Source organism: Polaromonas sp. A23 (assembly GCF_002001015.1).
GTDB lineage: Bacteria > Pseudomonadota > Gammaproteobacteria > Burkholderiales > Burkholderiaceae_C > Polaromonas.
This window is the reverse complement of sequence record NZ_MUNO01000050.1, coordinates 89,296-106,379: the sequence shown is the minus strand read 5'-3', so window position 1 is coordinate 106,379 and position 17,084 is coordinate 89,296. Positions and strand designations below refer to the sequence as shown.

Below are 17,084 nucleotides of genomic sequence, written 5' to 3'. Positions count from 1 at the left end.
CAAGGGGACCGAAGTGAAATACCTCATGTGGCTGCTCAAAGCAGCCATTTTTTTTACGCTTTTTGCTTTCGCGCTGAATAACCAGCAAGCCGTGTCCGTGTACTTCTTTTTCGGCACGTTGTGGCAGGCGCCGCTCGTGCTGGTCGTGCTGATCACGTTTGCGGTCGGACTCGGAACCGGCGTCCTGATGATGATGCCGCGCTGGTGGAAAAAGCGAAAAAATGCCCGCCTGAACATGACCAGTATCCACAGCGAGAACCCGTCCACCATGCACCATGGACTTTGATTTCACCTGGGTCCTGCTCGGCTTTCCGATAGCGTTCACACTGGGTTGGCTGGCCTCCCGGCTTGATTTGAGGCAGTTGCGGATAGAGAACCGGCAGGCGCCCAAAGCCTACTTTCGCGGCCTCAACTTCCTGCTCAATGAGCAGCAGGACCAGGCCATCGACGCTTTCATCGAAGCCGTCCAGAACGATCCCGACACGTCCGAGCTGCACTTCGCATTGGGCAACCTGTTTCGCCGCCGTGGCGAATACGAGCGTGCCGTACGCGTGCATGAACATCTGATGTCGCGCGGCGACCTGACCCAGCCAGAACGCGACCGGGCCCAGCACGCGTTGGCACTCGATTTCCTTAAGGCCGGGCTGTTGGACCGTGCTGAAATTGCACTGAGGAAACTTGAGGGCACCAGCTACGGAGAAGAGTCAATGTTGGCTCTGCTTGCGATTTATGAGCGCTCGCGCGATTGGGCTCATGCCACCGAGATTGCCGGCAAACTCGATAGCGCCAGCCACGGAAGTTTCAGCGGCCGCCAGGCGCATTACCTGTGCGAACAGGCGCTCACGGCGTCAGCGTCCGGTGACACCGAAGAAGCTCTTGGGACTCTCCAACAGGCCATTCGCCTGGCGCCAAACTCACCCCGCCCACTGATTGATCTGGCCAAACTGCAAAGCCAGTTGGGCCGGCACCAGGATGCCTTTGAAACCCTCCTGAAACTGGAGAAAACTGCACCGCAAGCCCTGCCACTTGCTGCGAGTCTGCTTGGCAACGTGGCCCAGCAAAGTGGTCGACAGCAGCAGGCCACTGATCTCTTGCAAGCCAGTTATGCAAGCATGCCGTCCATTGACCTGGTTGAAGCGATCATCAAACTCGATTCGAATCCTGGTGAACCGCGCGACCGCTATGTCCAGCATCTGGAGCACGAACCTTCGCTGGTTGCCGCCGCAAAATGGATCGCTGGCGAAAAACTGGGCGATGAGCATCAACACATCCTTGTCCAGCGCGCGCTGGACAAGGCGACCAAACCCCTGATGCGTTACCGTTGCGCCGCCTGCGGTTTTGAGGCAACCCAGCATTTCTGGCACTGTCCCGGCTGCCAGGCCTGGGACAGCTACCCGGCCCGGCGCATTGAAGAGTTATGAAAAGCTTATGTACACCCCGTGGAGGCTTCGCCTCCCCCCCCTTGCAGGGGCAACAGCTGTGGCCCGGCAAAGCCGGTTCCACGCTGTTCCTTGCTTGAGAACAGAACATGGCAACAACTTCAAACCTATCCCGTGAGCAGCTCGCCAAGGCCCGCGTCCTCGTAGTGGGCGACGCCATGCTGGACCGCTATTGGTATGGCGCGGTAGACCGCATCTCGCCGGAAGCGCCTGTGCCTGTGGTGCGCGTCACGCGTCAGGAAGAGCGCATGGGCGGTGCTGCCAATGTTGCCTATAACATCGTGACCTTGAACGCCCGGGCATCACTTTTGAGCGTGGTGGGTGACGACGAGGCCAGCCACCAGCTGGAAGCCCTGGTGGCCGGCTCCGGCATCACACCCTGCTTCGGCCGCGACCCCAAACTCAAAACAACCGTCAAGCTGCGTGTGATCGGCCGTCAGCAACAGCTGCTTCGGCTTGATTTTGAAAACACGCCCGAAAACGAAGTCCTCGCATCGCAGTCGGCGGAATTTAACCGTCTGCTCCCTCAGCATGACACCGTGCTCTTCTCCGACTACGGCAAAGGCGGTCTTGCCCATATCGGTCTGATGATTGCGCAGGCCCGTGAAGCTGGCAAAGCCGTGCTGGTTGATCCCAAGGGGTCTGACTACTCGCGCTATCAGCATGCCACCGCAATCACGCCCAATCGCGCCGAGCTTGAGCAAGTCATTGGCCACTGGAGCACTGAGGCTGATCTTCAAATCAAAGCACAGAATTTGCGAGCGAGTCTCAAACTGCAAGCTCTGTTATTGACGCGCAGCGAAGAGGGCATGACGCTGTTTGACGAGCAAGGCCAGCTGCATGTACCGGCCCTGGCGCGCGAAGTATTTGACGTTACAGGCGCCGGCGACACAGTGATCGGCACCCTCGCAACCATGCTGGCGGCCGGCCTGAGCCTGCGCGAGGCGGTGCCCGTGGCCAATCGTGCAGGCGGTATCGTGGTCGGCAAGTTCGGCACGGCCACTGTCAGCTACGACGAGTTGTTCGCCACGCCATAACGCAAGGAATTTTCATGAAAATCGTGGTCACCGGCGCGGCCGGCTTCATTGGATCCAATCTCATTCGAGGCCTGAATGCCCGCGGCATTGACGACATCATTGCGGTGGACGATCTGACCCACGGCGACAAATTCCGCAACCTGGCGGACTTGCAGATTGCAGACTACGTCGACGCTGACGACTTTTACGACTTGTTTGCAGAGTCAGCCTTTGGCGATGTTGAAGCCGTCTTCCACGAAGGCGCCTGCAGCGACACCATGGAGTCAGACGGCAAGTACATGATGGACAACAACTACACGCTGTCCTGCGACCTGTATGCTGCCTGCCAGGACCAGGGCGCGCGGCTGTTGTACGCATCATCGGCCGCAACCTATGGCGGATCAGACACCTTTCGCGAATCGCCTGAGTTTGAAAAGCCGCTCAACGTATACGGCTACTCCAAGCTGCTGTTCGATCAGCGGCTGCGGCGCGAACTGGGGCACGACTTTTCCGGTGCGGCAACACAGGTCGCCGGCTTTCGCTACTTCAATGTGTACGGCCCACGCGAGCAGCATAAAGGCCGCATGGCCAGCGTCGCCTTTCACCAGTTCAACCAGTTCCGCGCGGAAGGCAAGGTCAAACTGTTCGGTGGTCACGGCGGCTATGGCCCCGGCGAACAGATGCGCGATTTTGTCTTTATCGATGATGTGGTGGCCGTGAATCTCTGGTTTTTTGACAACCCGGAAAAATCCGGCATCTTCAACCTGGGCACCGGTCGTGCCCAGCCGTTCAACGACGTCGCACTGGCCGTTGTCAACGCACTGCGCCAGCAACAGGGCGATAATCCCCTGACGCTGCAGGAAGCTGCACACGGCAGCCTGATCGACTACATTGACTTCCCGCCCGCCCTCGTCGGCAAATACCAGAGCTACACCCAGGCTGATCTGACGGCTCTGCGCGCGGCCGGATGTAAGCATTCGTTTGCAGACGTCCAGACGGGTGTAGCTGCTTACATGAAGGCTCTCTCAAGCAGCATTTAAGCGCTATTCTGTATTTCAGTTTCACAGACCGGTCAACGCCGCATTTCCGACAACCGTTATCAAGGTGGACATCCTGATTCACAGGATGGCGCCCCTGCTTCACCAATCCATTTGAGGAGTTTCCTGATGTTCAAAAAATTGCTGGCCTTTATCGCCACCATGTACGTCGCGATGGCCTTCGCCGCGGTGGAGGTCAACACCGCCACCTCTGCCGAACTCGACAGCATCAAGGGCATTGGTCCCGTCAAGTCCGCCCTCATCATCTCCGAGCGCAAGAAAGCCCCCTTCAAAGACTGGAATGACTTTGTGACACGCGTCAAAGGTGTAGGCACCGACAGCGCCGCCACTTTCTCCGCCGATGGCCTGACCGTCAACGGCACCAGCTACAAAGTCAGCGCCAAGGCAGAAACCAAAGCCGATGCAAAAGCAGACAAAAAAGCGGAGAAGAAAATAAACAAGCCAGTCACGGAAAAAGCCAAGGATGCAGCTGTTGCGACCAAAGATGCCGTTAAAGGCGCAGCCATTGCCACCAAAGAGGCAGTAAAAGAAACGGCAAAAGACGCAAAAGCTGCGGTGATGCCCAAGGCAGATGCGAAAGCTGACTCACCTAAAGCTGCAGCGAGCGCTGCGAAGAAGTAAGCCATCGTGCTCGGCAACAACCCGCTTCGGCGGGTTTTATTTTGCCAATTTGGCCTTCTCCCCCTATTTCACGGGCGCCAGCGGCTACGAAATTGAGAGCAAAGTCTGAGCAACCCTGGGTACGAAGATCGTATGCAGGAACAACTCGGCGCAGATCTCAGCGCGCTAGCCCTGGCTCAAGCAATGTCAAACTGGAGCAGTACCCGTTTCTCCCTGGATCTGCTCTTTGAGTTTATGACTGGCGTGAAAAGTCACCACACGGCGCGCTCGAATCGGAATGGACTCGCCAGTGCGCGGGTTTCGCCCCGGGCGCGGCGCCTTGGTGCGAATCTGGAAATTACCGAAACCGGAAATTTTGACATCGTTGCCGTCGACCAGGCTGTCGGAAATCAGGTCGAAAAAGGCGTCAATCATGTCCTTGGATTCACGCTTGTTCAGGCCGATCTGTTCGAACAGTAGCTCTGCAAGATGGGCCTTGGTCAGCGCAGGGCTCTCAAGACTTTCAACGGAAAATTCCACGGCACGCTCCTCGCTGTTCATTGTTCTTGTGGCCTCCAGCCTCAGGCACGCAAACGCGCCTGCAGGCCGCTACCAAGATTCTCAAGCACGGCCTTGATCGCCGCCTCAATTTGCTCGTCGGTCAGTGTAGCTTCGTCGCTGCCAAGCACCAAGCGCACAGCCAGGCTTTTTTCGCCGAGCTGCATCGCGGCATTGGCCTGTTGCGGACGGTAGATATCGAACAGCGTGGCCGATTTGAGCAGGCCGCGCGTGTCGGCACCCTCAATCGCTGCCATCAGCGCCGAATGCGTCACCGCTTCGGCAACAATGACTGCAATGTCCCGCTCAACGGGCTGGAGCTTGCTCACCGGCTGGAAACTGGGCACGGGACGTTGCAGCACGGCATCGAGTGCCAGCTCGAAAACAATGGGCGCCTGAGCCAGCTCGTAGCCCTGACGCCACTGCGGATGCAACTCACCCACAAAGCCGACCGCCACACCGTTCAGGGTCACGCTGGCACAGCGTCCCGGATGCATGGCTGGATGGGTTGCCGGCGCAAACACCGGCTGCAAGGGTGCCAGCAAAGCCTGCACATCACCCTTGACGTCGAAGAAATCGACGCCCTTGTCGGAGGTACCCCACTGCAGAGTCTCGCGCGGCCCATAAGCCAGACCCGCCACCCGCATGGGCTGGTCAAAACCGGCGACGGTGGTGTCAGTGTTCTGGCTGCGTGCATCGCGCAAGAAAACCCGTCCGAGTTCAAATACATTGACCCGGCCGGCCTTGCGGTCCAGGTTGAACTTGAGCACCTGCAACAGCGAGCCGAGCAGGGACGAGCGCATCACGCTCATCTGGCTGGCAATCGGGTTGAGCAGCTTGATGGGATTCGGGTTACCGGCGAGCTCGTGCTCCCAGCGTTCTTCGACAAAACTGAAATTGATGGTTTCCTGGTAGCCCAGCGCAGCCAGCGCGCGGCGCACGGCAAAGGGACTGCGTCTGGCTTCGGGGCGTATGCGCGAGGTGATGGGCGCCAATGGCGGTGTGGTGGGCAGTTGCTGATAACCCACCATGCGCACCACTTCCTCGATCAGGTCTTCCTCGATCTGCAGGTCAAAGCGATAGCTTGGCGGGGTCACCGTCAGCGTGCCATCGCCTTGCGACACCGGCAGGCCGAGACGCTGAAGGGCATCAAGGCATTGCGCCTGCGTGAGCGGCATGCCGATCACTTTTGCCGCACGCGCCACACGCAAGGTGACGGGTGCCGCTTTCGGTACATTGACCTGCTGGTCGTCCATGGGGCCGCACACGGTTTCCGGCGTGCCGCAAATGTCAATGATCAGCTGGGTGATACGTTCGATGTGCTCCACGGTCTGGCCGGGATCTACACCGCGCTCGAAGCGGTGGCCAGCATCGGTGGAAAAGTTGTAGCGGCGTGAGCGTCCGGCAATCGACTTGGGCCACCAGAAGGCAGCTTCGACGTAGACGTGCTTCGTGTCATCAGACACCGCCGTCGCGTCACCACCCATGATGCCTGCCAGCGACTCAACCTGCGCGTTGTCGGCAATGACGCCAACTTTTTCGTCAACTGTGACGGTGTTCCCGTTGAGCAGCTTGAGCGTCTCGCCGGGCTTGCCCCAGCGGACGTCGAGGCCGCCATGGATCTTGTCGAGGTCAAAGATGTGTGAGGGCCGACCCAGTTCGAACATCACATAGTTCGAAATATCCACCAGCGCGGTAACACTGCGCTGGCCGCAGCGAGCCAGGCGATCCACCATCCATTGCGGCGTGACGGCCTTTGTATTGACGTTGCGCACCACACGCCCCGAAAAGCGGCCGCACAAATCGGGCGCGCTGATCTTGACTGGCAACTTCGTGGCGTCGGTCGCGGCCACGGCCGGGATGACAGGCGTTTGAAGCGGTGCACCCGTGAGCGCAGCGACTTCGCGCGCCACACCGTAAACGCTCAGGCAATGCGCCAGGTTGGGCGTGAGCTTGAGGGTGAACAGCGTGTCGTCGAGCTTGAGGTGTTCACGGATATCCTGGCCCACCGCTGCATCCGAGGCCAGCTCAAGCAGTCCGCCGTGGTCTTCGGAGAGCTTGAGTTCGCGAGCCGAGCACAACATGCCCTGGCTTTCCACACCACGAAGCTTGCCGACCTTGATCAGGAAAGGTTTGCCATCTTCACCGGGAGGCAGCTCGGCGCCCACCAGCGCGCATGGCACCTTGATGCCGACTCGCGCATTGGGCGCGCCGCAAACGATGTTGAGCAGGGCGCCCTGCCCCACGTCAACCTGGCAGACACGCAGACGGTCGGCATCTGGATGCTGCACCGCCTCGCGGATTTCTCCGACCACGATCTTGCTGAAAGGCGGAGCCACCGGTTTGAGCTCCTCCACTTCCAGTCCGGCCATCGTCAGGGTTTCAGCGAGCTGTTCGGTGCTCAGCGGTGGATTGCAGAATTCACGCAACCAGGATTCAGGAAATTGCATTTTTAATCAGTCCCAATGAATTACTGGAATTGCGAGAGAAAGCGCAGGTCACCGTCAAAAAACAGCCGCAAATCGTTGACGTCGTACCGCAGCATGGTCAAGCGGTCCGGACCCATGCCGAAGGCAAAACCGATGTAGTGCTCGGGGTCCAGACCCATGTTGCGCACCACGTTCGGGTGCACCTGGCCAGAGCCGGCCACCTCCAGCCAGCGGCCGGCCAGCGGACCGGCCTGGAACTGGATGTCGATCTCAGCGCTCGGCTCGGTGAAGGGGAAAAAGCTGGGGCGAAAGCGCAGCACCAGATCGTCACTTTCGAAGAAGGTACGGCAGAAGTCGGTGAACACGACTTTCAGGTCCTTGAAACTGACGTTCTGGCCTACCCACAGGCCTTCGCACTGGTGGAACATCGGCGAGTGCGTGGCATCGCTGTCCACGCGGTAGGTACGGCCCGGCGCGATCACACGAATCTCGGGCATCACGCCGCCGGCAGTTATCAGCACCTTGTGCTTCTTGACGTGCTGAACGGCGTAACGGATCTGCATCGGGCTGGTGTGCGTGCGCAGCAGGTTGGGTGCGGTTTCCGTGCCGCCTTCAACATAGAAGGTGTCGTGCATGGAGCGGGCTGGGTGGTCTTCCGGCGTGTTCAGCGCGGTGAAGTTGAACCAGTCGGTTTCGATCTCCGGGCCTTCGGCCACATCAAAGCCCATGGAGCCGAAGATGGCCTCGATGCGCTCCAGCGTCAGGGAGACCGGGTGCAGGCCGCCGGTCGGCCGCTGGCGGCCCGGCAGCGAAACATCCAGCGCCTCGGCCTTGAGCTGCACCTGCAACTCTGCATCCGCCAGCGCCTGGCGGCGTGCAGTCAGCGCAGCTTCAACGCCCTGCTTGGCCAGGTTGATGGCAGCACCGCGTGTTTTTTTCTCTTCCACAGGCAGTGCTGCCAGGCCCTTCATCAGCTCCGTGATGCGGCCGGACTTGCCGAGAAATTGCGCCTTGGCGTTTTCCAGATCGGCTGGCGTGACAGCCTGGGCAAAACTGGTTGTCGCCGCATCCACGAGAGCATCGAGTTCGTTCATAAATTTCTTGTAAATTGCCAAACCGCCCGGCTACCTCGCCTGCAGCGCGGACAAAGAAAAAGGGCCAGAGCCTTTTCAAGCTCCAGCCCTCGTCTTTTGTGCGCAACCAGCTATCAATTCAATAGCTGATCGCCCCTCAAAAATCAGGCAGCAAGCTTGGCCTTGACCTGCTCCACGATGGCGCCAAAAGCAGCGCTGTCGTGAATCGCCATGTCGGAAAGGACCTTGCGATCGATCTCGATGCCGGCTTTTTTCAGGCCGTTGGCGAACTGGCTGTATGTCATGCCGAATGAGCGGCTGGCGGCGTTGATACGCGCAATCCAGAGCTGACGGAACACGCGCTTCTTGGTACGGCGGTCACGGTAGGCATATTGCCCGGCCTTCATCACCGCTTCTTTGGCGATGCGATAGACATTGCCGCGGCGGCCGCGGAAACCTTTTGCAAGGGCTAAAACTTTTTTGTGGCGGGCGCGAGCCGTTACACCACGTTTGACGCGAGGCATGTGAGTACTCCTTGTTCGTCGTTAATTAAATGCCCATGCCGGGCAGCATCTGTGCCATGTGACCCATATTGGTCTCATGAACAGCAACTGCGCCACGCAGATGGCGTTTGTTTTTGGTGGTCTTCTTGGTCAGAATGTGACGTTTGAAGGCTTGGCCGCGCTTGACGGTACCACCCGGACGAACGCGAAAACGTTTCTTCGCGCTGCTCTTGGTCTTCATTTTGGGCATTTAAATGCTCCTTTTCATTTGTGCTCGTGAGGCGCTGCGAACCTTCCGCAGACTTGATGGCCCCGAGCCACTTGTCAGTGGCGAGTTTTAAATTCGCCACTTGGCGGCAACTTTTACGCCGCCACCTTTGGAAAGCAGTTTTACCTGCTTTCCGGGAATGCTTTCGCATCCCTGAAAAACCTGCCGGTGGCTACACCGTCAGGCTGAACTCACTTTTCGACAACCGCCTCAAGCGCTTGTCGGTGCCACTGGCGCTGCCTCCGCAGGCGCCGCAGCGGGCTTGGCAGCCACCTTCTTCTTGCCCGGCGCGATCATCATGACCATCTGCCGGCCTTCGAGCTTGGGAAACTGCTCCACCACAATCAAATCAGCCAACTCGTCGCGGATACGCGCCAGCAGGGCCAGACCCAGTTCCTGGTGCGTGATCTCCCGACCGCGAAAGCGTAAGGTAATCTTGCACTTGTCGCCTTCTTCCAAAAAGCGCTTGATGTTGCGCAATTTGATGTTGTAGTCACCATCATCGGTACCGGGCCGGAACTTGATTTCCTTGACCTCGATCACTTTTTGCTTGGATTTCGCGTCCGCGGCCTTCTTCTGCTCAGCGTATTTGAATTTGCCGTAATCCATCAATCTGCACACCGGCGGCACCGCCGTGGGAGAGATTTCAACCAGATCCACGTCATATTCACCGGCAAGGCGCAAGGCTTCCATCGTGGTGACAACACCCAGCGGCTCATTGTCGGGCCCGGTCAGTCGTACTTCGGGGGCCATGATTTCACGGTTCAAGCGGTGCTTGCGTTCTTCGCGGTGACGGCGGTCACGAAATTCAGTAGCGATGGTTCTAATCCTTTTAACAATTGCTATAAAAGCTATAGCTGCTTGCGCCCGTCCAGCAAGGACGAATGGCCAAGATCATTAACAAACAGTCAAAAATCAGGCTTTTTGGGTAATGTCAGAAGCAATCGTTTGGGCAAAGGCTTCGAGTGACATGACGCCAAGGTCTTTGTTACCCCGGGCCCGCACCGCAACCGCTCCGGCTTCCTTCTCCTTGTCGCCCACGACCAGGATGTAAGGCAGCTTTTGCATTGAGTGCTCCCGTATTTTATACGTAATTTTCTCGTTGCGCAGGTCCAGGTTGACCCTAAGCCCTTGATTTTGAAGCCTTTTAGCTATTTCACGACAGTAATCAGCCTGCGCATCGGTGATATTGAGCACCGAAACCTGTACCGGCGCCAGCCAGGTGGGCAGCGCGCCGGCATGTTCCTCGATCAAAATTCCGATAAAACGCTCCAGGCTGCCAACAATGGCCCGGTGCAGCATAACGGGGCGATGCCGGGCGCCATCTTCGCCCACGTATTCGGCGTCGAGCCGCTCCGGCATCGAAAAATCGACCTGCATGGTGCCGCACTGCCACTGCCGGCCAATTGCGTCCTTTAGTGTGTATTCAATCTTCGGGCCATAGAACGCGCCGTCGCCGGGAGCGATTTCGAACTCGCAACCTGAAGCGCGCAAGCTTTCCATCAGCGCATGTTCGGCCTTGTCCCAGCTTTCGTCGGAACCGATGCGCGCGTCAGGCCGCGTCGCGACCTTGTAGATGATGTTCTTGAAGCCAAAGTCGGTGTAGACCTTCTGCAGCAGGGTCGTGTAATCCACGCATTCCTTGAGGATCTGCTCTTCGGTGCAGAAGATATGGCCATCGTCCTGGGTGAAGCCACGCACGCGCATGATGCCGTGCAGGCCGCCCGAGGGCTCGTTGCGGTGGCACTGACCAAACTCGCCGTAACGCAGCGGCAAATCGCGGTAGCTTTTGATGCCCTGCTTGAAGATCAAGATATGGCCCGGGCAGTTCATTGGTTTGAGCGCGTATTCGCGCTTCTCCGACTCCGTCGTGAACATGTTGTCGCGGTACTTGTCCCAGTGCCCGGTTTTTTCCCACAGCGTCTTGTCGATCACCTGCGGTCCCTTGACCTCCTGGTAGCCGTTGTCCTGGTAGACCTTGCGCATGTACTGCTCGACGCCCTGCCACACCGTCCAGCCCTTGGGGTGCCAGAACACCAGTCCGGGCGCGTGGTCGTCGATGTGGAACAGATCAAGCTCGCGGCCCAGCTTGCGGTGGTCGCGCTTTTCGGCCTCTTCAAGCATCGTCAGGTATTGCTGCAGCTCGTCCTTTGTGGCCCAAGCCGTGCCGTACACGCGCTGGAGCATCTCGTTGTTGTGGTCGCCGCGCCAGTAGGCGCCAGCCAGCTTCATGAGCTTGAAGAATTTGAGCTTGCCGGTGCTGGGCACGTGCGGGCCGCGGCACAGGTCTTCGAACTTGCCCTCCCGGTACAGCGACACATCTTCATTGGCCGGAATACTGGCGATGATCTCGGCCTTGTAGTGCTCGCCGATTTCCTTGAAGTGAGCCACCGCCTCGTCACGCGGCAACACGCGGCGAGTCACCGGTTCGTCTTTGGCCGCCAGCTCGGTCATCTTCTTTTCAATGGCAGCCAAGTCTTCCGGCGTAAATGGCCGTTTGTAGGAAAAATCGTAGAAGAAGCCGTTCTCGATGACCGGGCCGATGGTGACCTGCGCATCCGGAAACAGCTCTTTGACCGCATAGGCCAGCAGGTGAGCCGTCGAGTGGCGAATCATGTCCAAGCCTTCCGGGTCCTTGGCCGTGATGATGGAAAGCGGGCTGTCGACTGAAATGAGGTAGCTGGTATCCACCACTTTGCCGTTGACCTTGCCGCCCAGCGCAGCCTTGGCCAAGCCGGCACCAATGGACGCAGCGACCTCGGCCACCGTCACAGGCTGGGGAAATTCACGGATCGAGGCGTCTGGCAGCGTAATTTTGATCATGATGTTTGGCTCTGGAAATGAAAAAAGCGCGGTAACTGCCGCGCTTTGAATGGGTTTAGGCTGGAGGTATGCTATTAATTCAGTAGCTACAAATCACCTGGGGATGCGGCTAGCGCCCGAGATGACTCCAAACTGAAGGCGTGGTCGTAGTTCGCGGTGTCATAACCCGCGCGATCCTTCCTGTTTCCAGCTTGATTGATTGCATGGCGCTATTTTACGGCAGCTTCGGGTTCAGGCCGGCTCAGGCGAGCCGGGCGGCAAAAAGGTGAGTCCCAGGCAGCGCGGGCACTCAGTGATGACTGTCTGTTTTTCGACCTCGAAATTCTCGTTGATGTTTTCGCTGTCGATGCGCAGTTCGCCCGTGCCATTGCAATCCGGACACGGCGTACGCTTGAATCCCATGGTGGCTTCTGACATGTGCTCTCTCCGCTGTTGGACCCCAATCAGCCGCACTCTACGCGAAAAAAGCCGAATGCCCAAGAAAAAAGCCCGGGCAAAGCAACAGTGCTTCAGCCGGGCTTCGGACCGCCCCCGAGAGGGCAGTCACCTTCGTGACTCAGTTCAGTGGAACTGCTCTTCTTCGGTCGAGCCGGTCAGCGCAGTCACGCTGGACTTGCCGCCCTGGATGGCTGTGGTGACTTCGTCGAAGTAGCCGGTGCCCACTTCCTGCTGGTGCGACACAAAGGTGTAGCCACGGTCGCGCGCTGCGAACTCGGGCTCCTGCACTTTCTCGATGTACGCCGTCATGCCGCGCTTGACGTAGTCCTGCGACAGGTCGTACATGTTGTACCACATGGAGTGAATGCCGGCGAGCGTGATGAACTGGTACTTGTAACCCATGGCGCCGAGCTCGCGCTGGAACTTGGCGATGGTGGCATCGTCCAGGTTTTTCTTCCAGTTGAACGACGGCGAGCAGTTGTAGGCCAGCATCTTGCCGGGGTGAACCTTGTGCACGGCGTCGGCAAACTTCTTGGCGAAGTCGAGGTCGGGCGTGCCGGTTTCGCACCACACCAGGTCGGCATAGTGGGCATAGGCATTGGCACGGGCCACGGCCTGGTCCAGGCCCTTGCGGGTCTTGTAGAAACCTTCAGCCGTACGCTCACCGGTCAGGAAAGGCTTGTCGATCTCGTCGTAGTCGGAAGTCAGCAAATCAGCGGCTTCCGCGTCGGTGCGGGCAATCACCAGTGTAGGCACGCCGCAGACGTCAGCTGCCATGCGCGCTGCAATCAGCTTCTGGCAGGACTCGCGGGTTGGCAACAGCACCTTGCCGCCCATGTGGCCGCATTTTTTGACGGAAGCCAGCTGGTCTTCCCAGTGCACGCCACCTGCGCCCGACTTGATCATGGCTTTCATCAGTTCGAAGGCGTTGAGCACACCACCGAAACCGGCTTCGGCATCGGCCACGATGGGTGCGAAGTAATCGATGTAACCCTTGTCGCCAGCATCAATACCTTTGGAATGCTGGATCTCGTCGGCGCGGCGGAAGGTATTGTTGATGGTCTCAACCACTTTTGGCACCGAATCCACCGGGTACAGCGACTGGTCAGGGTACATCGCGGAATAGCTGTTGTTGTCGGCAGCAACTTGCCAGCCCGACAGGTAAATGGCTTTGACACCAGCCTTGACCTGCTGCATGGCCTGGCCGCCTGTCAGCGCACCCAGGCAGTTCACGTAAGGCTCGTTGTGCAGGAGGTCCCACAGTTTTTCAGCACCGCGGCGGGCCAGCGTGTGCTCGATGGGGAAGGAGCCGCGCAGGCGCACGACGTCGGCGGCGCTGTAGCCGCGTTTGATGCCTTTCCAGCGGGGGTTGGTCGCCCAGTCTTTTTCGAGGGCGGAGATCTGCTGCTCGCGGCTCAGTTGTTCGGTGAGGGTTTGTGGCATGGGGTCACTCCAGAGGTTGAAAAAAAGGGGGCAAACGTCTTAGCACTGTTCATGCCTTTGTCGTTTGCTCTGGAGATAACTTTAAGTCTTCTACAAGACTTTGTGAAGCTCTTATGTCTTATATAAGAGAAAATTTATTATCAATAAAATCAAGGATCTTTGTAATTATTTTTATGATACGAAAAATGAATTCTTATATTGAGAAATTTTTCCGCATTGCACCATTTTTAAATTTCACCATGCGGAAATGTTTTATCGGATAGTGAAAGATCAGGCAAAGGCTTCACTCAGAGCCTGGTTTGGCGGTTGATCCCGCATCTGGCACGCACCAGGCAGCTTCGCGCTGATCGAGAGAAGACGCCTCTTCCTCCACCCTCCTCTCCTTAACCCTGACCAAGACGGCCGTCCAGCCAATCCCCGCTCGCAATCAACCTCTTGCCCGCGGTCCGCAATGGATTGATTTCATAGACCAGGCATTGCAGCGCCATCTCACCACCGGGCGCAGCAGCCTCGTTCAACACCGCACTCACCTGCCGCTTGCTGTATTCACCCGTCTGCTGCGGCCAGACTTCTTCAATCGCATCAAGCTGGCTCTCGAGATCAGGACTGATGGCATAGACCTCACCAACGACACGACCTGGCCCGCCAAGTACAACGCCCGGATAAGGCCCCAGGTCGTAGAGCGCTCCTGCCACACTGGCCATGCCGATAAAACGCGGCTCGGGACGCAGCCTGGTGATGTCTCGCACGTCGCCGCGGCGCAAGGTCCCGTAGACAAAGACATGGCGAAAGGAAAAGGGAGGCGTCGGTTCAGGCATGAAAGTAAGGCATGATTTCGGACTCGGAAAAGCACCCACTCTGAAGGCGTAGCAACAGTTTCACCAAGAGCTGGCAGCGAAACCTTCAACACTCACAAAGAAGCCCGCTTGATGAATCGCATTGTGGCCTACGCCTGCCTGGCGCTCAGCATGTCCCTGGTGGGCAGCTACGTTGCGCTGTCCAAGCCTCTGGTGGCGGTGTTCCCGGTGTTCCTTCTGGCCTGGTTGAGGTTTGGCATTGGCGGGGCAGCCATGCTGCACTGGCTGCGCAAGCCCGCCGATGAAGTGCCGATGACGCGGCAAATCCGGCAACTCCTGTTTCTTGAATCTTTCCTTGGCAACTTTCTGTTTTCAGTCTGCATGCTGTTTGGTGTCAGCCTGAGCAGCGCAGTCGCGGCCGGCGTGATCATGGCAGCCATCCCGGCCGCTGTGGCGGTGCTGAGCCGGATTTTCCTGGGTGAACGCATCCGCCCGCGTGTTGCTCTGGCCATCGCCTGCGCCGTGCTGGGCATCATGCTCGTCTCGCTATCAAAAACAGAGCTGTCTGCGCACGGAATCAAAGGGCCAGAGGCCAATTCACCTTCAAGCCTGGCCTGGTTGGGCAACTTGCTCCTCGTTGGTGCCGTGCTCTGCGAAGCGGCCTATGCGGTCATCGGCAAAAAACTCACCGGCGCACTCGGCCCCAAACGCATCACCGCGTTGATCAATCTGTGGGGGTTTGCACTCGTCACGCCTTTCGGCCTGTGGATGGCCTGGGGTTTTGACTTTGGCACCGTAGCGTCCGGCACCTGGCTGTTGTTGCTGTTCTACGCCCTGGCGGCCAGCGTATGGACCGTGTGGTTATGGATGACCGGGCTCAAAGGCGTGCCCGCCAGCCAGGCCGGTGTGTTCACCGTCATGCTGCCCATCAGCGCAGCGCTGGTGGGTGTGGTGGTGCTCGGCGAGTCGGTCGGCACAGCGCAGCTGGCGGCTTTTGCACTGGCGCTCGCCGGCGTGGCGCTGGCAACCTTCCCCGAGAAAAACCGCACGAGCCCGGCCTGACCCGCGGTCAGGCAAACAGGTGCTTGTGCTGCTCGCGCAGCAGGTTCTTCTGGACCTTGCCCATGGTGTTGCGCGGCAGTTCGCTGACGATGAAGCAACGTTTGGGGATTTTGAAGTTGGCAAGCTGGGCCTTGAGCCCGGCGATGATCTGCTCGGCCTCCAGCTTCGTGCCGGGCCTGGCAATCACGATGGCCACACCGACCTCGCCAAAATCAGGATGCGGCACACCCACCAGTGCGCTTTCAGCAACACCGGGCATGTCATTGATGTAGCCCTCGATCTCGGCCGGGTAGACGTTGTAGCCGCCGCTGATGATCAGGTCCTTGCTGCGCCCGACGATGGTGATGTAGCCGCGCTCGTCGATCTTGCCGACGTCCCCAGTCTTGAAGTAACCATCGGCGGTGAACTCTTCCTTCGTTTTTTCGGGCATGCGCCAGTAACCCTTGAAGATGTTCGGGCCTTTGACCTGGATGCCTCCGATCTCGCCTGTCGGCAATGCCTGTGCGTCATCGTCCTGCACACGCAAGCTCACGCCGGGCAAGGCAAAGCCGACGGTTCCGCCACGCCGCTCGCCGCTGTAGGGATTGGAGGTCAGCATCGCCGTCTCGCTCATGCCGTAACGCTCGAGGATGGTGTGGCCGGTGCGCTCCTGCCATTCGGTGAAGGTTTCAATCAGCAGCGGCGCAGACCCCGCCACAAACAGACGCATGTTGCGGCAGGTTTCGCGGTTCAGGCCCGGCTCGGCCAGCAGGCGCACATACAGCGTAGGCACGCCCATGAACACCGTGGCCTCCGGCAGCTTCTGCACCACCAGCTTCGGGTCGAACTTTGAAAACCAGATCATCTTGCTGCCATTGATCAGCGCGCCGTGGATGGCCACAAACAGGCCGTGCACATGGAAGATGGGCAGTGCGTGGATCAGCACGTCGCCACGGCCTTCGGGCCCTCCGGAAGCCGTCCAGCCCCAGTAGTCCTTGAGCACCAGCGCGTTGCTCAGCATGTTGCCGTGCGAGAGCATGGCACCCTTGCTGCGGCCGGTGGTGCCGCTGGTGTAGAGAATGGCCGCCAGATCATCCGCGCCGCGCTGGACCACCTCGTGCCGGTCGCTGCAGTGGGCGGCTCGCTCCAGGAGCGAGCCAGTGCGGTCGTCATCCAGCGTGAAGACATTCTGCGTACCGGCCTTGAAAGCGATCTTGCTGACCCAGCCAAAGTTCTTTGAGGCGCACACCACTACCGACGGCTCGGCGTTGCCGATGAAGTATTCGATCTCTGCGCTCTGGTAAGCGGTGTTGAGCGGCAAAAACACGTAGCCGGCCCGCAATGTGGCCAGGTAGAGCATCATCGCTTCAACCGATTTTTCAACCTGCACGGCAATGCGGGCGCCCTCCGGCAAATCGAGCGACTTGAGCAGGTTGGCGATCATCGCGGTGGAGCGATCCATATCGCGCCAGGAATAGTGCAATCCGTTGTCGGTTTCCACCGCCACCGCATCGAGGTCTTTCGGGAAAGCTGCGCGCAAGGCGGCAAACAGGTTGTTGTTTTTCATCGCTTGGTTACCTGAGAATCAAAAATCAGAG

The 17,084-nt window shown here is 58.8% G+C and carries 17 protein-coding genes; 6 read left to right on the top strand and 11 right to left on the bottom strand.

The window, feature by feature from the left end:
• Positions 1-13 precede the first annotated feature (13 nt).
• The 5 genes from B0B52_RS21660 (at position 14) to B0B52_RS21640 (ending at position 4,134) form a co-directional block, all read left to right on the top strand.
• On the top strand, positions 14-286 hold the full coding sequence (locus B0B52_RS21660; RefSeq protein ID WP_077595808.1) for a lipopolysaccharide assembly LapA domain-containing protein: 273 nt from the start codon (positions 14-16) through the stop codon (positions 284-286).
• Positions 276-1,421, top strand: a complete 1,146-nt coding sequence (gene lapB, locus B0B52_RS21655; RefSeq protein WP_077595753.1) for a lipopolysaccharide assembly protein LapB — start codon at positions 276-278, stop codon at positions 1,419-1,421. The genes B0B52_RS21660 and lapB overlap by 11 nt, the downstream gene beginning before the upstream one ends.
• Positions 1,422-1,528: 107 nt before the next feature.
• Entirely contained in the window at positions 1,529-2,476 is a 948-nt protein-coding gene (gene rfaE1, locus B0B52_RS21650; RefSeq protein WP_077595752.1) for a D-glycero-beta-D-manno-heptose-7-phosphate kinase, read from the top strand.
• 14 nt (positions 2,477-2,490) lie between these two features.
• Positions 2,491-3,495 carry an ADP-glyceromanno-heptose 6-epimerase gene (gene rfaD / locus B0B52_RS21645; RefSeq protein ID WP_077595751.1) on the top strand — a complete coding sequence of 335 codons (1,005 nt, stop codon included), beginning with the start codon at positions 2,491-2,493 and terminating at the stop codon, positions 3,493-3,495.
• Between the two features lie 126 nt (positions 3,496-3,621).
• Complete coding sequence (locus tag B0B52_RS21640) at positions 3,622-4,134, top strand: helix-hairpin-helix domain-containing protein (RefSeq protein ID WP_077595750.1); 513 nt, start codon at positions 3,622-3,624, stop codon at positions 4,132-4,134.
• Between the two features lie 186 nt (positions 4,135-4,320).
• Here the strand turns inward: B0B52_RS21640 and B0B52_RS21635 are convergent, their stop codons facing one another.
• The 10 genes from B0B52_RS21635 to B0B52_RS21590 all read right to left on the bottom strand — a co-directional run bounded on the left by B0B52_RS21635 (position 4,321) and on the right by B0B52_RS21590 (position 14,466).
• The gene (locus tag B0B52_RS21635; RefSeq protein WP_077595749.1) at positions 4,321-4,674 is read right to left on the bottom strand and encodes an integration host factor subunit alpha; all 354 of its coding nucleotides are present in this window, start codon (positions 4,672-4,674) and stop codon (positions 4,321-4,323) included.
• 20 nt (positions 4,675-4,694) lie between these two features.
• On the bottom strand, positions 4,695-7,121 hold the full coding sequence (gene pheT / locus B0B52_RS21630; protein WP_077595748.1) for a phenylalanine--tRNA ligase subunit beta: 2,427 nt from the start codon (positions 7,119-7,121) through the stop codon (positions 4,695-4,697).
• Positions 7,122-7,141: 20 nt separating this feature from the next.
• A complete protein-coding gene (gene pheS, locus B0B52_RS21625; RefSeq protein WP_077595747.1) occupies positions 7,142-8,194 on the bottom strand; it encodes a phenylalanine--tRNA ligase subunit alpha in 1,053 nt (350 codons plus the stop codon).
• Positions 8,195-8,337: 143 nt separating this feature from the next.
• Entirely contained in the window at positions 8,338-8,697 is a 360-nt protein-coding gene (gene rplT, locus B0B52_RS21620; protein WP_077595746.1) for a 50S ribosomal protein L20, read from the bottom strand.
• A 25-nt stretch (positions 8,698-8,722) separates the two neighbouring features.
• Positions 8,723-8,926, bottom strand: coding sequence for a 50S ribosomal protein L35 (gene rpmI, locus B0B52_RS21615; protein ID WP_077595745.1), 204 nt, complete (start codon positions 8,924-8,926; stop codon positions 8,723-8,725).
• Between the two features lie 228 nt (positions 8,927-9,154).
• Positions 9,155-9,772, bottom strand: a complete 618-nt coding sequence (gene infC / locus B0B52_RS21610) for a translation initiation factor IF-3 (RefSeq protein ID WP_077595744.1) — start codon at positions 9,770-9,772, stop codon at positions 9,155-9,157.
• An 87-nt stretch (positions 9,773-9,859) separates the two neighbouring features.
• Complete coding sequence (thrS, locus tag B0B52_RS21605) at positions 9,860-11,767, bottom strand: threonine--tRNA ligase (protein WP_077595743.1); 1,908 nt, start codon at positions 11,765-11,767, stop codon at positions 9,860-9,862.
• Between the two features lie 231 nt (positions 11,768-11,998).
• Positions 11,999-12,184 carry a hypothetical protein gene (locus B0B52_RS21600; protein ID WP_077595742.1) on the bottom strand — a complete coding sequence of 62 codons (186 nt, stop codon included), beginning with the start codon at positions 12,182-12,184 and terminating at the stop codon, positions 11,999-12,001.
• A 144-nt stretch (positions 12,185-12,328) separates the two neighbouring features.
• Positions 12,329-13,648 carry an isocitrate lyase gene (gene aceA, locus B0B52_RS21595; RefSeq protein ID WP_077595741.1) on the bottom strand — a complete coding sequence of 440 codons (1,320 nt, stop codon included), beginning with the start codon at positions 13,646-13,648 and terminating at the stop codon, positions 12,329-12,331.
• 383 nt (positions 13,649-14,031) lie between these two features.
• Positions 14,032-14,466: a gamma-glutamylcyclotransferase gene (locus B0B52_RS21590; protein WP_077595740.1), complete on the bottom strand. Its 435-nt coding sequence runs from the start codon at positions 14,464-14,466 to the stop codon at positions 14,032-14,034.
• A 111-nt stretch (positions 14,467-14,577) separates the two neighbouring features.
• Here B0B52_RS21590 and B0B52_RS21585 point away from each other — a divergent pair, with 111 nt between their 5' ends.
• Positions 14,578-15,507, top strand: coding sequence for a DMT family transporter (locus B0B52_RS21585; RefSeq protein WP_077595739.1), 930 nt, complete (start codon positions 14,578-14,580; stop codon positions 15,505-15,507).
• A 7-nt stretch (positions 15,508-15,514) separates the two neighbouring features.
• On the opposite strand, the gene B0B52_RS21580 is transcribed toward B0B52_RS21585, so the two are convergent.
• Positions 15,515-17,053, bottom strand: coding sequence for a malonyl-CoA synthase (locus B0B52_RS21580; RefSeq protein WP_077595738.1), 1,539 nt, complete (start codon positions 17,051-17,053; stop codon positions 15,515-15,517).
• Between the last annotated feature and the right edge of the window lie 31 nt (positions 17,054-17,084).

Excerpts from the sequence above, each read along its gene's own strand:
- aceA (WP_077595741.1), bottom strand. The coding sequence starts at position 13,648 with ATGCCACAAACCCTCACCGAACAACTGAGCCGCGAGCAGCAGATCTCC.
- rfaE1 (WP_077595752.1), top strand. The coding sequence starts at position 1,529 with ATGGCAACAACTTCAAACCTATCCCGTGAGCAGCTCGCCAAGGCCCGC.
- rfaD (WP_077595751.1), top strand. The coding sequence starts at position 2,491 with ATGAAAATCGTGGTCACCGGCGCGGCCGGCTTCATTGGATCCAATCTC.
- B0B52_RS21640 (WP_077595750.1), top strand. The coding sequence starts at position 3,622 with ATGTTCAAAAAATTGCTGGCCTTTATCGCCACCATGTACGTCGCGATG.
- B0B52_RS21600 (WP_077595742.1), bottom strand. The coding sequence starts at position 12,184 with ATGTCAGAAGCCACCATGGGATTCAAGCGTACGCCGTGTCCGGATTGC.
- B0B52_RS21590 (WP_077595740.1), bottom strand. The coding sequence starts at position 14,466 with ATGCCTGAACCGACGCCTCCCTTTTCCTTTCGCCATGTCTTTGTCTAC.
- rplT (WP_077595746.1), bottom strand. The coding sequence starts at position 8,697 with ATGCCTCGCGTCAAACGTGGTGTAACGGCTCGCGCCCGCCACAAAAAA.
- pheT (WP_077595748.1), bottom strand. The coding sequence starts at position 7,121 with ATGCAATTTCCTGAATCCTGGTTGCGTGAATTCTGCAATCCACCGCTG.
- pheS (WP_077595747.1), bottom strand. The coding sequence starts at position 8,194 with ATGAACGAACTCGATGCTCTCGTGGATGCGGCGACAACCAGTTTTGCC.
- thrS (WP_077595743.1), bottom strand. The coding sequence starts at position 11,767 with ATGATCAAAATTACGCTGCCAGACGCCTCGATCCGTGAATTTCCCCAG.
- B0B52_RS21635 (WP_077595749.1), bottom strand. The coding sequence starts at position 4,674 with ATGAACAGCGAGGAGCGTGCCGTGGAATTTTCCGTTGAAAGTCTTGAG.
- B0B52_RS21585 (WP_077595739.1), top strand. The coding sequence starts at position 14,578 with ATGAATCGCATTGTGGCCTACGCCTGCCTGGCGCTCAGCATGTCCCTG.
- lapB (WP_077595753.1), top strand. The coding sequence starts at position 276 with ATGGACTTTGATTTCACCTGGGTCCTGCTCGGCTTTCCGATAGCGTTC.
- rpmI (WP_077595745.1), bottom strand. The coding sequence starts at position 8,926 with ATGCCCAAAATGAAGACCAAGAGCAGCGCGAAGAAACGTTTTCGCGTT.
- B0B52_RS21580 (WP_077595738.1), bottom strand. The coding sequence starts at position 17,053 with ATGAAAAACAACAACCTGTTTGCCGCCTTGCGCGCAGCTTTCCCGAAA.